Source organism: Ruegeria sp. O5 (assembly GCF_056535105.1).
The window spans coordinates 183,594-197,686 of sequence record NZ_JBQERN010000003.1 but is presented as its reverse complement, the minus strand read 5'-3'; the positions used below and the strand labels follow the sequence as shown (position 1 = coordinate 197,686).

General features: G+C 59.3%; 10 protein-coding genes. 7 read left to right on the top strand and 3 right to left on the bottom strand.

Translation table 11 applies throughout. The features are described 5' to 3' along the window. A complete protein-coding gene (locus ACR0M3_RS07085) occupies positions 1-2,241 on the top strand; it encodes a xanthine dehydrogenase family protein molybdopterin-binding subunit (protein ID WP_480910054.1) in 2,241 nt (746 codons plus the stop codon). A 59-nt stretch (positions 2,242-2,300) separates the two neighbouring features. On the opposite strand, the gene ACR0M3_RS07080 is transcribed toward ACR0M3_RS07085, so the two are convergent. The 3 genes from ACR0M3_RS07080 to ACR0M3_RS07070 form a co-directional block, all read right to left on the bottom strand. Next, positions 2,301-3,080, bottom strand: coding sequence for a gamma-glutamyl-gamma-aminobutyrate hydrolase family protein (locus ACR0M3_RS07080; RefSeq protein WP_480476009.1), 780 nt, complete (start codon positions 3,078-3,080; stop codon positions 2,301-2,303). Between the two features lie 221 nt (positions 3,081-3,301). Beyond that, positions 3,302-3,727 (bottom strand): GlcG/HbpS family heme-binding protein, encoded by a 426-nt coding sequence (locus ACR0M3_RS07075; RefSeq protein WP_480481817.1) that lies wholly within the window; start codon positions 3,725-3,727, stop codon positions 3,302-3,304. Positions 3,728-3,784: 57 nt separating this feature from the next. Further along, the gene (locus tag ACR0M3_RS07070; protein WP_480910053.1) at positions 3,785-5,920 is read right to left on the bottom strand and encodes a malate synthase G; all 2,136 of its coding nucleotides are present in this window, start codon (positions 5,918-5,920) and stop codon (positions 3,785-3,787) included. A gap of 207 nt (positions 5,921-6,127) precedes the next feature. Between ACR0M3_RS07070 and pepN the strand changes: the two genes are divergently transcribed. The 6 genes from pepN to ACR0M3_RS07040 all read left to right on the top strand — a co-directional run bounded on the left by pepN (position 6,128) and on the right by ACR0M3_RS07040 (position 14,003). Continuing rightward, positions 6,128-8,680, top strand: coding sequence for an aminopeptidase N (gene pepN, locus ACR0M3_RS07065; RefSeq protein ID WP_480910052.1), 2,553 nt, complete (start codon positions 6,128-6,130; stop codon positions 8,678-8,680). Further along, complete coding sequence (locus ACR0M3_RS07060) at positions 8,677-9,105, top strand: hypothetical protein (protein WP_480910051.1); 429 nt, start codon at positions 8,677-8,679, stop codon at positions 9,103-9,105. Before pepN ends, ACR0M3_RS07060 begins: the two co-directional genes overlap by 4 nt. 129 nt (positions 9,106-9,234) lie before the next feature. Beyond that, positions 9,235-10,494: a hypothetical protein gene (locus ACR0M3_RS07055; RefSeq protein WP_480506276.1), complete on the top strand. Its 1,260-nt coding sequence runs from the start codon at positions 9,235-9,237 to the stop codon at positions 10,492-10,494. 81 nt (positions 10,495-10,575) lie between these two features. Next, entirely contained in the window at positions 10,576-12,087 is a 1,512-nt protein-coding gene (gene gatB, locus ACR0M3_RS07050) for an Asp-tRNA(Asn)/Glu-tRNA(Gln) amidotransferase subunit GatB (protein WP_267365910.1), read from the top strand. Between the two features lie 147 nt (positions 12,088-12,234). Next, entirely contained in the window at positions 12,235-13,491 is a 1,257-nt protein-coding gene (pepT, locus tag ACR0M3_RS07045; RefSeq protein WP_480910050.1) for a peptidase T, read from the top strand. Positions 13,492-13,571: 80 nt separating this feature from the next. Continuing rightward, on the top strand, positions 13,572-14,003 hold the full coding sequence (locus ACR0M3_RS07040; RefSeq protein ID WP_480910049.1) for a DUF4177 domain-containing protein: 432 nt from the start codon (positions 13,572-13,574) through the stop codon (positions 14,001-14,003). Positions 14,004-14,093 lie beyond the last annotated feature (90 nt).

The window sequence follows — 14,093 nt, the reverse complement described above, 5'->3', positions numbered from 1 at the left end:
ATGGCTTCTGTTGGCAAAATTATCCGCCGCACGTTCCTGATCGGCTCAGCCGCAATTGTCGGCGGCGTCGCCTTTGGCGCGTATTATGTCACCCGCCCTGCCCCCAACCCGCTGAAACCGAAAGAGGGTGAAGCGGCCCTGAACCCCTTCGTACTGATCGATCAGAATGGCATCACCCTGTTCGCGCCCCGTGCCGAGATGGGACAGGGCGTGAAAACCACGTGGGCCGCGCTGATCGCCGAAGAACTGGATGTCGATCTGGATCAGATCACCGTTCTGCACGGTCCGGCAGCCGCCGCCTATTACAACTCAGCCATGATGGGCGAGGGACTGCCAAACAAGGGCTACGACATCTCGGACTTCCAGCACAACTTAGGTGAAGCACTGGGTGTTCTTGGCAAGGCCCTTAGCCTGCAGGTCACAGGCGGCTCCACCTCGATGAAGGACGGGTTCGAGAGGATGCGGCAAGCCGGTGCTTCGGCCCGTGAAACGCTGAAACGCGCCGCCGCTGATCGGTTGGGTATCGACCCCTCGGATCTGAAAACAGCTTCAGGCCATGTCATCGCGCCGACCGGTGACAAGATCGCTTATACCGATCTTGCAGTGGAAGCGGCCGGACTGGAACCCGTCGAGGTACCTTTGCGAGACCCGTCCGAATGGCGTTATCTGGGACGGGCACAACCGCGACTGGACATGGTGGGCAAAGTGACAGGCACTGCCGAGTTCGGCATCGATGTTCGCCTGCCCGGTATGAAATTTGCTGCCGTGCGCATGAACCCCAAACTGGGCGGCGCGATGAACAGCTTTGACGACAGTGCTGCAATAACCATGCCCGGGGTCGAAAAAGTTGTTGATCTGGGCACAGGTGTTGCCGTGATCGCGAACAACACATGGCTGGCCAATCAGGCGGTTGAGGCTGTTGAGATCGACTGGGGCGATGCGCCATATCCACCTGATACCGATGGCATTTTCTCAAAGATTGCCGAGGCGTTTGACGAAGCGCCGAACTCGACCATGCGCGATGATGGCGATGTCAGCGTGACGCCGGATGGCGCAACCGAGGTCACTGCCGAATACCAAGTGCCCTATCTGGCGCACGCCACGATGGAGCCGATGAATGCCACCGCGCTCTATACCGGAAACGCTCTGGAACTGTGGTGCGGCAATCAGGCCCCGACGCTGATCCGTTTTCGCGCTGCGAATACCGCAAATCTGGACACTGAGGCTGTTCAGATTCACACCACCTATCTGGGGGGAGGGTTTGGCCGCCGGGGCGAACTGGATTTCGGAGAAATCGCCACCAAGGTCGCCATGGCCATGCCTGGCACACCGGTCCAGACAACCTGGAGCCGCGAAGAAGACATGCGTCACGACTACTTCCGCCCCGGCGCCATCGCCCGGATGCGCGGCGCTGTTCAGGACGGCAAGGCCGTTCTTATTGACGGCAAGGTTGCATCGCAGTCCTGCACGCAACAGGCGGTCGAGCGTTACACCGGCTTCCCCGGAGGCGGACCCGACAAAGTGCTGGTCGAAGGGTTCTTCAACCAGCCTTACGCCGTGCCAAACTACCGGATGAGCGGCCACGTCGCTGATCTGGCTGTCCCGGTGGGCTTCTGGCGTTCGGTCGGCAACAGCCACAACGGCTTTTTCCACGAGACCTTCATGGACGAATTGGCCCATGCCGCAGGGCGCGACCCGCTGGACTTCCGGCTAGAACTGATGAGAACCGAACATGCCCCATCTGCAGGATGTCTGGAGGCGGTCAGGGAAATGTCCAACTGGACCGGAAAAACACCTGACGGTGTAGGCCGTGGCGTGGCCTTCACCTACAGCTTCGGCACTCCGGTGGCTCAGGTTATCGAAGTGGTCGACGAAAACGGTGCCATCCGCATCCACAAGGCCTGGATCGCCTGCGACATGGGGCTGGCGCTGGACCCGGAAAACGTCAAGGCGCAGATGTTTGGCGGCATGATGTATGGCCTGTCAGCCGCGTGTTTCGGCGAGATTACCTTTGCCGACGGGGAAGTCGAGCAGTTCAATTTCCCCGACTATGACGCCCTTCGCATGCATTCCGCGCCACAAGTCGAGGTGCGCGTTCTGGAAACCAACCGCCATATGGGCGGCGCTGGTGAGCCCGGCACGCCCCCCTCGATGCCCGCACTGGGCAACGCCCTGTTTGATTTGACGGGAAACCGCGCGCGCAGCCTGCCGCTGGTCAATCAGTTCAACCTGCTGGTCTGATTGCCATTCACCTTCCCCTGCACCGGTCCGTCGCGCGCCCGCACGGTCCGGTGCCCAAGTCAGGCTGATTTCTGAACTGCCTGACAGGCAATCCCCGCCGCCCATCCCCGCACAGCCATGCCGAAGGCTTCGAACAAGGGGCGTGAAACCGGGTCGTTGATCGCATCCCATTCGGGATGCCATTGCACGGACAGCGTAAATCCGGGCGCGTCCTTGATGTAGATCGCCTCGGGCGTTCCGTCCGGCGCATGCCCATCGATCACCACACGCTGTCCGATGCACTTGATCCCCTGCCCGTGCAGCGTGTTTGTCATGACCTCCTGCGCACCAAACAAGTCGTGGAACACACCGTTTTCCGTCAGTTTCACCACGTGGCGCAGCGCAAATTTTTCCTCAAGTGTACCATCGGGCGGCATCCGGTGGTTCATCCGCCCCGGCAGATCACGAATTTCCGGATAGAGTGTTCCGCCCATGGCCACGTTGACCTCTTGAAATCCGCGGCAAATGCCCAGAAACGGCTGACCCCGTTCCACACAGGCCCGAACCAGCGGCAGGGTGATCGCGTCACGCGCGCGGTCAAACTCTCCATGCGCCTCGGTAGCCGGTTCACCATATTCTTCGGGATGCACATTGGGGCGACCGCCGGTCAGAAGAAAGCCGTCGCAAACCTCCAGCAACTCCTCAACCGACACATAACGGGGATCGGCGGGGATCAGCAGCGGCAAACATCCCGATACGTTCGCCACAGCGTCCGAATTCATCGTCCCCCCTGCATGGGTCGGGTATTGATCGTTCATGAGGTATGAGTTGCCGATAATACCAACAACGGGTCGAGACATTCCGCTTTCCTTGTTATACATCCCCTTGAAAAGGAAGCTAACCGCAGCTTCACAGTCGTGCAAGAATACACCTCCTGCGTGACAGCGCAGGGACGTGTTCAGGGGTGCACAAATACCCCCCGCGATCAGTCAAGTCACGGCTCGTTTTCCCCGCCTAAAACTTCAAGTCGGAAACATGCGCCAAGTCATTGCTTTGACGGAGCTGCTCTCAATGGTCGGACTTAAATCTCGCCGTCCAACCCGGCGGCCTCAATTCCCGCCATCGCAACGGCAGCATCGTTTTCTGACGTGTCGCCGGTTACCCCAACGGCACCGATCACGTCCCCTTTTCGACCCCGCAGCAAGACCCCGCCCGGAACTGGTACGACCTGCCCGCCATACACTCCGTTTACCGCCGCCATAAAGTAGGCTTGCGCCTCGGCCCGTTGCATCTGTGCCGTGCCCGCCATTCCCAGCATGACAGAGCCATATGCCTTGCCATGCGCAATCGCAAAGCGGCCCGGTGCTGCATCATCCTCACGCTCGAACGCGATGACGTGGCCGCCTGCGTCCAGAACAACCACCGAAAGTGGCTTAAGCTCCATCTCGCGGCCTTTCTCAAGCGCTTTGCGGATAATGGTGCGGGCTTTGCGAAGGGAAACTTCCATGTGCATTCCTGTGTCTGCATGTCGAAAGAAGAAAGGGGGCGGATCGCCCCCTTCGTTTTACGCTGTGGCCGCCTTCAATTCCAGACGGCGCGCGTGCAGGACCGGCTCGGTGTAGCCCGAGGGCTGCACACGACCTTTGAACACAAGGTCACAAGCCGCCTGAAAAGCGATTCCGTTAAAGCCCGGCGCCATCGGGACATAACCCGGATCACTTGCATTCTGGCGGTCCACAACAGCCGCCATTTTCTGCATCGCAGCCATCACCTGTGCTTCGTCGACAATGCCATGATGCAACCAGTTGGCCAGCGCCTGAGACGAAATCCGGCAGGTCGCACGGTCTTCCATCAACCCGATGTCGTTGATGTCGGGCACTTTGGAGCATCCCACGCCCTGATCGACCCAACGCACGACATAGCCCAGAATGCCTTGTGCATTATTCTCGACCTCGCGCGAGATTTCCTCGTCACCAAGGTTGCGGCCCCCCAGCAGGGGAATGGTCAGCAAATCGTCAAGCGTTCCTCGGGCACCCGCCGCTGCGATCTCGTCCTGACGGGCCAGTACGTTGACCTTGTGGTAATGCGTGGCGTGCAACGTCGCAGCAGTAGGCGACGGCACCCAGGCGCAGGTAGCACCGGCCAGCGGGTGACCGATTTTGGCCTCAAGCATATCGCCCATCCGGTCCGGCATCGCCCACATGCCTTTGCCGATCTGCGCCTTGCCCTTAAGGCCACAGGCCAAACCGATATCGACATTGCGGTCTTCATAAGACGCAATCCAGGGCGTGTTCTTGATGTCGCCCTTGGGCAGCATCGGGCCAGCCTCCATTGAGGTATGAATCTCATCCCCCGTGCGATCCAGGAAACCGGTATTGATGAAGGCGACGCGCGATTTTGCGGCGCGGATACATTCTTTGAGGTTGACCGAGGTGCGGCGTTCCTCATCCATGATGCCCAGCTTCACGGTGTTGCGCGGCAGGCCAAGGATGTCTTCGACCATGTCGAAAATCTCAACCGCAAAGGCAACCTCTTCCGGACCGTGCATCTTGGGTTTCACCACGTAGACCGACCCTTCGACCGAGTTACCCCCATCCCGTTGCAGGTCATGCATTGCGATCAGAGTGGTGCAGAGCGCGTCCATCAGCCCTTCGCCAATCTCGCGCCCTTCGGCGTCCAGAACGGCCGGGTTCGTCATCAAGTGGCCGACATTCCGCACCAGCATCAGCGAACGGCCTTTCAGGGTCGCCTGCTCACCTGTCGGTGTGGTGAAGCTCAGATCTTCTGCCAGCTTGCGGGTAAACGTTGCGTCGCCCTTGGTGACGTCTTCAGTCAGATCACCCTTCATCAAGCCCAGCCAGTTGCCATAGGCCGCGACCTTATCTGCTGCATCAACACAAGCGACCGAGTCCTCGCAGTCCATAATCGTTGAAAGAGCGGATTCCAGCCGGACATCGGCGATACCTGCGGGATCAGTGGCACCGATAGCGCCAGTCGGATCGATCATGATCTGAATATGCAGGCCATTGTTTTTCAGAAGCACAAAATCCGGCTTGTCTGCCGCGCCACCGAAACCAACAAATTGAGCAGGGTTTGCCAGTGCTGGGGAAAGAACACCTTCTTCGACATGCAGTCCCGACACGTCGACCCAAGACCCACCAGCCAGAGGAACAGCGTCATCCAGAAAAGCTTTCGCCCATGCAATCACCCGTGCACCGCGCGCCGCATCATACCCACCGCCTGTTGGCAGATCGCCTATCGCATCGGTGCCATAAAGCGCATCATACAGGCTGCCCCATCGCGCATTCGCCGCGTTCAGCGCAAAGCGCGCGTTGGTTATCGGCACAACCAGCTGCGGACCCGGCGTCAGCGCAATCTCGGGGTCGACATGCGTCGTGTCGACCTGAAACCCGTCGCCTTCCTCGACCAGATAACCAATTTCCTTTAGAAAAGCCTGATAGTCAGTGGGATCAATGCTCTGACCCTTGCGCGCTATTTGCCAGCTGTCGATGCGCCCTTGAATATCGGCCCGCTTGGCCAGAAGCGCGCGGTTCTTCGGCCCCAGTTCAGACACCAGTCGCGCCAGACCCGCCCAGAAATCCTGTGCCGACACACCCGTACCCGGCAATGCCTGCGTCTCGATAAACTCTGCCAGTATTGGATCGATCTGCAGCCCGCTCAGGGTTTGTCTGCCACTCATCTTCCTGCTCTCCTGCGATTGTGTGCCATTGTATGCGTAAGTGACTTAGGCCGAAAGTTTCCGATAGGCAACTTTCGACTTAGCGTTTGGGTTATTCGGATCGAACGGAAGCTGTTTCAAAAACATCAAGGGAATGGCGGGGGCCAGTTGCAGCTCTGGAACGATACCCCTAACGTCGCGCCAGACACGAACCGATGCGAGGTCCCCATGCGCGACGCTGCCCCCACCACGATCTTCCTGAAAGACTACACTCCGTTTGGTTATCTGCTGGACAGCGTGCACCTGACCTTCGATCTGTCTGCACATGCCACACGGGTCAAGTCGCGTATCGCGTTTCGTCCAAACCCCGACGCGACCGACCGCACCTTTTTTTTGCACGGCGAAGATCTGAACCTGATCCGCGCGTCCATCAACGGATCCGAAGTTTCACCTGACGTCACGGACAAGGGCCTGACCGCCGGTGTTCCCGACGCCCCGTTCCTCTGGGAAGCCGAGGTTGAGATCGATCCGGGCAACAACACGGCGTTGGAGGGGCTTTATATGTCGAACGGCATGTATTGCACCCAGTGCGAGGCGGAAGGTTTCCGCAAGATCACATATTTTCCGGATCGCCCCGATGTCATGTCCACCTTTACCGTGCGCATCAATGGCGACCTGCCGGTTCTTCTGTCGAACGGCAACCCCTCGGGCAAGGGCGAAGGATGGGCCGAATGGACCGACCCGTGGCCCAAGCCTGCCTATCTGTTTGCGCTTGTCGCTGGGGATCTTGTGGCCCATCCTGATCGGTTCACCACCAGATCAGGCCGGGATGTTGAGTTAAACCTGTGGGTGCGTCCGGGGGATGAAGGCAAGTGCGCCTTCGGCATGGAGGCGCTGAAGAAGTCCATGAAATGGGACGAAGATGTCTATGGCCGGGAATACGATCTGGACGTCTTCAACATCGTCGCCGTCGATGACTTCAACATGGGCGCGATGGAAAACAAGGGGCTGAACATCTTTAACTCTTCGGCTGTTCTGGCCAGTCCTGAAACCTCGACCGATGCCAATTTCGAACGGATCGAGGCGATCATCGCGCATGAGTATTTTCACAACTGGACGGGCAACCGCATCACCTGCCGCGACTGGTTCCAGCTGTGTCTGAAAGAAGGTCTGACCGTCTTCCGCGATGCACAATTCACATCCGACATGCGCTCGGGCCCTGTGAAACGCATTCACGACGCCATCGACCTGCGCGCGCGGCAATTCCCCGAGGATAACGGCCCGCTCTCGCACCCGGTCCGGCCCGAAAGCTTTCAGGAAATCAACAATTTCTACACGGCCACGGTTTACGAAAAAGGTGCCGAAGTCATCGGCATGTTAAAGCGGCTGGTCGGGGATGAGGCCTATGCAAAGGCGCTGGACCTCTATTTTGACCGCCATGACGGGCAGGCCTGCACGATCGAGGATTGGCTGAAAGTGTTCGAAGACACCACGGGCCGCGACCTGACCCAGTTCAAACGTTGGTACAGCCAGTCGGGCACACCGCGTTTGACCGTATCTGAAGATTGGGCCGACGGGACCTTTACCCTGACGCTGAAACAGCGCACCGATCCCACACCGGGTCAGGCAGAGAAACTGCCCCAGGTGATCCCGGTCGCCATTGGCCTGCTGGGGTCAAACGGGGATGAGGTCCGCGCGACCGAAGTGCTGGAACTGACAGAGGCCGAGCAGAGTTTTCAGTTCACCGGGCTTGCGACAAGGCCCACAGCTTCGATCCTGCGCGATTTCTCGGCACCGGTCATTCTGGAACACGATCATTCAAACGCCGAACGCGCGTTTCTGCTGGCGCATGACACAGATCCGTTCAACCGCTGGCAGGCTGGCAGATCGCTGGCGCAGGACACCTTGCTGCGGATGATCTTGGACGAAGCAACCCCGGACGCCGATTACCTTGACGGGCTGCTGGCCGTGCTGCGCGACGACACGCTGGACCCGGCCTATCGCGCCTTGATGCTTGGGCTGCCGACGCAATCCGAACTGGCTGCGGCGTTGCATGAACGCGGCCAGACGCCCGATCCGATGGCAATCTGGTCAGCGGTCGAAACGCTGCGGCAGTCCACGGCGCAGCATGTGCAGGATCTGCTGCCCCGCCTGCACAGCGAGGCGTTGGTTGATGGCCCCTACAGCCCGGATGCCCAGCAATCCGGAAAACGCGCCCTTGGCAGTGCGGCACTGGCACTGACCTCTCGTCTGGACGGAGGGGCAATGGCGGCCACTGTGTATGCCAAAGCGGATAACATGACCCTGCAACTGACAGCCCTGTCCTGCCTGCTGCGCGCCCGCAAGGGCGAGGCGCAGCTGGCCGCCTTCTATGACCAATGGCAGCATGACCGGCTGGTCATGGACAAATGGTTTGGCTTGCAGGTGACCATGGCCGCCCCCGAGGCGACACCGGAAGCAGCGAAGGCATTGACCTGGCATCCCGACTTCAACTGGAAGAACCCGAACCGGTTCCGCGCTGTCATGGGGGCCTTGGCGATGAACCACGCGGGGTTCCACCAGTCGGATGGCGCCGGGTACAGCCTGCTGGCCGATTGGCTGATCCGCCTTGATCCTGTGAACCCGCAAACCACGGCACGGATGTGTTCTGCCTTCCAGGCCTGGAAACGGTACGACACCGGGCGTCAGAACCTGATGCGCACGCAGCTTTCTCGCATTGCGGAAACGCCGAACCTGTCGCGCGACACGACGGAAATGGTATCCCGCATCCTCGGCGCATGACACCCTACAGCTTTACCCGCCGCAACCGGAACACACGAACACTGGTCATTCTGGCCAATGTCTACGCGGCCCTGCTGGCGCTGGTCATCCTGTTCGACGCGGCTTGGTGGGTTGTCGGTCTGCTGTCTCTGGCCACCCTCCCCGCGCTATGGGACGTGATCCAGAATACCAGCGCAGGCGTGCAGCTGGACCGGGATGCCGTACGCTGGTTCACGGGCAATCGGCAGGGCGATATCCCAGTGCGGGATATCGACCATTTCCGATTTGACACCCGGTGGGACTTTTCCGTTCGCGTATCCATCGTCCTGAAATCCGAGAAACGAATCCGGCTGCCAGATGAGTCTCTGCCACCGCATCGGAATCTGGAAACCATTCTAAAACAGGAAGGTTTTCGCGTAGACCGTCATCATTTCACTGTTTTCTGAAACACTGCGTGATCTACGGGCTCATTGGACACAAAAAACAAAGTTTATTAAGCAAATTACTTGAATTGAACCCAAGACCTCGCCAGAATTCGGACTCAGTTAAGTGTTTTTACAGTTTTGAGTTTTACCATGTTTCGGTCGATAAGGGCGCTGTTTGCCCAGCCTTCATCCAATCCCACGGACGCCTCAGAAGATCTGTGCGCAACGAAATCCGCGTTGGCTGCTGCACTGCCTGAACATGGGCAGCTCAACATTCCAGTGGCAACGTCGAATTGCGACAATCTGATTGGACACTCAACAATCGAACATGGGCGCTATCTGGCCAGACAGGATCGCTGGACCGAGTTGTCCGACGAAATGCGTGCAGCGGATCAGGATCGTGCTGCCGTGTCGGATGGTATGCCGATTGCCGATCTTTTGGCGTTCGGGGCCCGATCTGACGTGGTTCTGGCTGCGGAACATGCGCTGTCGGACGGCAAGGCCATATCTGACTACGATTTGCTGGGTGGTATTTCGGAACTGGAAGGCGAGTTGTCAGACAATCCCGGCGATCCGATGATCGCTGCTGTTGTGGCGCTGGCCCATATCGATCTGGCCTGGGCTTGGCGCGGGAACGCCACGGACACGGCCTTGCCGCCCTTGCACCGCTCGCGATGCGCCGCTCATTTCGACCGGGCCGCTGCGATCCTTCCCAAATGCAAGGCGGATGCACCGGACAGCCCTCTGATTGCGGCCGCCGGTTGTGCCCTGTTGGCCGGGCAGCGCAAGTCAAACGCCCGCGTTGCCGATGAGTACGAGCGCCTGATCACACTGGACCCGCGCAATCAGCGTCACATGCGCGCGATGGGCAGCCACCTTTTGCCCCGGTGGTTCGGCAGCTACGCAGAACTGGAATTGCAAGCCTTGCGCAATGCCGTCCGGACACAGGATGTCTGGGGCGCAGGTGGATATACGTGGGTGCAATTCGATGCCATCGCTTTGGACGAAGAGGCCTGCGCGCAGGTCGATGTCGAATATTTCCTTGAAGGATTGCGCGATATCGTAGGTTTGCGCCCTGACCAACAGATGATCAATATGTTGTCGGCCTATTGTGCAATCACCATTCAGAATGGTCGCGGGCTGAACGAAAAGGCAGACAATGTCCGTGCCCATATGCGCGACACCGCAAACTGGCTGATCCGCGATCACCTGACCGAGCTTCACCCCCTGATCTGGGCCCATGCCGCCAACGGGTTCAACAACTCTGTCCGCATCAACTCGCCCGAGCGGTTTGCTGCGCGCGGTCAGCGCGACGCGCTGCGCGCCATCTCGGATTTGTTCCGGGATGAACTGCGCAGCGGCAAGGATGTAACCTTCACACCGTCCGGTCTGCAGTTTTCCAAGAACTGAACGCGTCAGGATTCCCCCTTGCCCCTAGGCCCTGCCGGGCCTAATACGCAGGTTTAGACTTCTGCGGAAATGAGGCGCGCCATGCTCGACCTGACATACGAAATGCCCAAACCCAAAACCATTGCCGGGGCCAAGCACGATTGGGAACTGGTGATCGGGATGGAGGTGCATGCGCAGGTGTCATCCAATGCCAAGCTGTTCTCGGGCGCGTCCACAAAATTCGGGGCCGAGCCGAACTCGAACGTGGCTTTCGTGGATGCGGCAATGCCGGGAATGCTGCCGGTGATCAACGAGTTCTGCGTGGAACAGGCAGTGCGCACCGGGCTGGGCCTGAAGGCGGATATCAATCTGAAATCGGCCTTTGACCGCAAGAACTATTTCTACCCTGACCTGCCGCAAGGTTACCAGATTTCCCAGCTTTATCATCCCATTGTGGGCGAAGGCGAGGTTCTGGTCGAGATGGGTGACGGCACTGCGCGCATGGTGCGGATTGAACGTATCCACATGGAGCAGGACGCCGGCAAATCGATCCACGACATGGACCCGCACATGTCTTTTGTCGATCTGAACCGGACCGGTGTCTGCCTGATGGAGATCGTCAGCCGCCCTGATATTCGCGGGCCGGAAGAGGCCGCTGCATACATTGCCAAGCTGCGCCAGATCATGCGCTATCTGGGCACCTGTGACGGCAACATGCAGAACGGCAACCTGCGGGCGGATGTGAACGTCTCGATCTGTTTGCCGGGCGCGTATGAGAAGTATCAGGAAACACAGGACTTTTCGCATCTAGGCACCCGTTGCGAGATCAAGAATATGAACTCGATGCGGTTCATCCAGCAAGCCATTGAGGTCGAAGCCCGCCGCCAGATCGCTATTGTCGAAGCCGGTGGCAAGGTCGAGCAGGAAACCCGCCTGTATGATCCGGACAAGGGCGAAACCCGGTCGATGCGGTCCAAGGAAGAAGCGCATGATTACCGCTATTTCCCCGATCCCGACCTGCTGCCGCTGGAGATCGAACAGGCATGGGTGGACGATATCGCCGCCCATCTGCCAGAGCTTCCTGACGACAAAAAAGCGCGCTTTATCAGTGAGTTCGGCCTGACCGACTATGACGCCTCGGTACTGACTGCCGAAGTTGAATCGGCGGCCTATTTCGAAGAAGTCGCGCAGGGCCGCAATGGCAAACTGGCCGCGAACTGGGTGATCAACGAGCTGTTCGGACGTCTGAAAAAAGAAGACCACGACATCACGGAGTCGCCGGTTTCTCCGGCGCAGCTGGGTGGGATTATCGACCTGATTTCCTCTGATGCTATCTCGGGAAAGATCGCCAAGGACCTGTTTGAAATCGTCTATACCGAAGGCGGTGATCCGGCGCAGATCGTCGAAGATCGCGGAATGAAACAGGTCACCGACACCGGCGCAATCGAGGCCGCTTTGGACGAGATCATCGCGGCCAATCCGGCACAGGTCGAGAAGGCCAAGGTAAACCCGAAACTGGCGGGTTGGTTCGTGGGTCAGGTGATGAAAGCGACCGGCGGCAAGGCCAACCCGAAGGCCGTTAACGATTTGGTCAGCAAGAAGCTGAGTTCCTGAACCTTACATTTTGTACAAGCCTGCCAGTGGCAATTGTCAGGTTTGTACAATCAGATTTCCACGATTTCTTAAGAAATGGGGTCAGCTCATCGGCTTGACTTCGCCTGTGATTGCACCCTTTCTTCCGACCCAGAGAGGTGAGGTATCATGCAGAACAGATTTGATCAGGAACTCAAAGATCGGCTGGTGCGTTACGCGGCGATCGACAGTCAGAGCGACGAGACCTCGGCGACCACGCCGAGCACACAGATACAGTTCGACATGCTGAACCTGCTGAAGCAGGAACTGACCGAGATCGGCGCCAGCGATGTGACGCTGACAGGTGACAGCGTGGTCGTCGCGACCATCCCCGGCACCGCACCCGGCCCGACGGTAGGCTTTCTTGCGCATGTGGATACGGCCCCCCAGTTCAATGCAACGGGCGTCAAGCCGCGGGTGATCAAGGGGTATAACGGTGGCGACATTTCCTTTCCGGACGACCCGGATCTGGTGCTGTCTCCGGACGAGAACCCCTATCTGGCCGAAAAGATCGGACATGATCTGATCACGGCATCGGGCACCACCCTGCTGGGCGCGGATGACAAGGCCGGGGTGTCGATCCTAATGACTATGGCCCGGCATCTGATCGAAAACCCGGATATCCCGCACGGGCCTATCCGCATTGCCTTTACCCCGGATGAAGAAATCGGGCGCGGCGTTACCGAACAGCTGCCCAAGGATCTGGGGGCGGATTTCGCATATACTCTGGACGGTGCCGAAGTGGGCGAGATCGAATATGAAAGCTTTTCGGCCGACCGTGCCGTGATCCGGATCGAGGGGGTATCAATCCACCCCGGACTGGCCAAGGACAAGATGGTGAACGCGACCCATCTGGCGGCAAAGATCGTGCAGACCTTGCCGCAGGCCACCATGACACCCGAAACAACCGATGGCCGCGACGGGTTCATCCATGTCACCGACATGAGCGGCGGGTCGTCCGAGATGGAAATCAAGCTGATCCTGCGCGATTTCGAGATGGAGGGCCTTGAGGCGCAACGTGACATCGTGCGGCAGGTCTGTGCGGCCGTGCAGGCCACGGAACCGCGCGCGACCATCACCTGCGATATCAGCCACCAGTACAGGAACATGCGCTATTGGCTGGAAAACGACATGACACCGGTTGATCTGGCGCGCGACGCCTGCCGCGAGCTGGGGATCGAGCCGCTGTCGGTCCCGATCCGCGGCGGCACCGACGGGTCGCGCCTGACCGAGTTCGGCACCCCCTGCCCCAACCTGTTCACCGGAATGCAGTGCATTCACGGGCCGCTGGAGTGGATATCGGTACAGGACATGGCAGTGGCGACCGAGCTGTGCCTGTCGGTTGTGACCAAGGCGGCACAGGCTGGCGGCAATAATCAGGGCTGAAAACCGACGGTCGGGCGACGGCTCTTTCACCCGGGGGTCAGCGTGGTAAGTTGGCGTGAACAGGTATTTAGGAACACTTGATGCAGCTTTTTGAATACAAGGTCGTCCCCGCGCCGCAAAAGGGCGTGAAAGCCAAGGGCGTGAAAACGGCCGAGGGCCGCTTTGCGGTCTCGGTCGAACAGGTTCTGAACCAGATGGCGCAGGACGGCTGGGAATACCAGCGCGCCGAGCTGCTGCCCAGCGAGGAACGCTCGGGCCTGACCGGATCGACCACAAACTGGCGCAATGTGCTGGTGTTCCGGCGGGTCGTGGCCGAGGAAGTCGATGCGTCGGTGATCGGAGACGTACCCGAGTTTGACGACACCCCATTGGCCCAACCGATCCCCGGCCCCGGTGTGGTGGCCGCGCCGAAACCAATTTCGGAAGACGCGCATGAGCCGCCCTTGTCGTTGAAAAGCCGGGAACAGGTTGACCAGGACACGGATACCGCGGGCGACAAGAAAGACGCCTGAGACGGATCAGGGTTTGACCCGCGGTCACACCTGAAACACGCTGTCGACCGGAGATTGAGCAGCTGTCCTGCGGGCAGGTTTGGCGCTGCG

Excerpts from the sequence above, each read along its gene's own strand:
- ACR0M3_RS07070 (WP_480910053.1), bottom strand. The coding sequence starts at position 5,920 with ATGAGTGGCAGACAAACCCTGAGCGGGCTGCAGATCGATCCAATACTG.
- pepT (WP_480910050.1), top strand. The coding sequence starts at position 12,235 with ATGCAGAACAGATTTGATCAGGAACTCAAAGATCGGCTGGTGCGTTAC.
- ACR0M3_RS07085 (WP_480910054.1), top strand. The coding sequence starts at position 1 with ATGGCTTCTGTTGGCAAAATTATCCGCCGCACGTTCCTGATCGGCTCA.
- ACR0M3_RS07080 (WP_480476009.1), bottom strand. The coding sequence starts at position 3,080 with ATGTCTCGACCCGTTGTTGGTATTATCGGCAACTCATACCTCATGAAC.
- ACR0M3_RS07075 (WP_480481817.1), bottom strand. The coding sequence starts at position 3,727 with ATGGAAGTTTCCCTTCGCAAAGCCCGCACCATTATCCGCAAAGCGCTT.
- ACR0M3_RS07060 (WP_480910051.1), top strand. The coding sequence starts at position 8,677 with ATGACACCCTACAGCTTTACCCGCCGCAACCGGAACACACGAACACTG.
- ACR0M3_RS07055 (WP_480506276.1), top strand. The coding sequence starts at position 9,235 with ATGTTTCGGTCGATAAGGGCGCTGTTTGCCCAGCCTTCATCCAATCCC.
- pepN (WP_480910052.1), top strand. The coding sequence starts at position 6,128 with ATGCGCGACGCTGCCCCCACCACGATCTTCCTGAAAGACTACACTCCG.
- gatB (WP_267365910.1), top strand. The coding sequence starts at position 10,576 with ATGCTCGACCTGACATACGAAATGCCCAAACCCAAAACCATTGCCGGG.
- ACR0M3_RS07040 (WP_480910049.1), top strand. The coding sequence starts at position 13,572 with ATGCAGCTTTTTGAATACAAGGTCGTCCCCGCGCCGCAAAAGGGCGTG.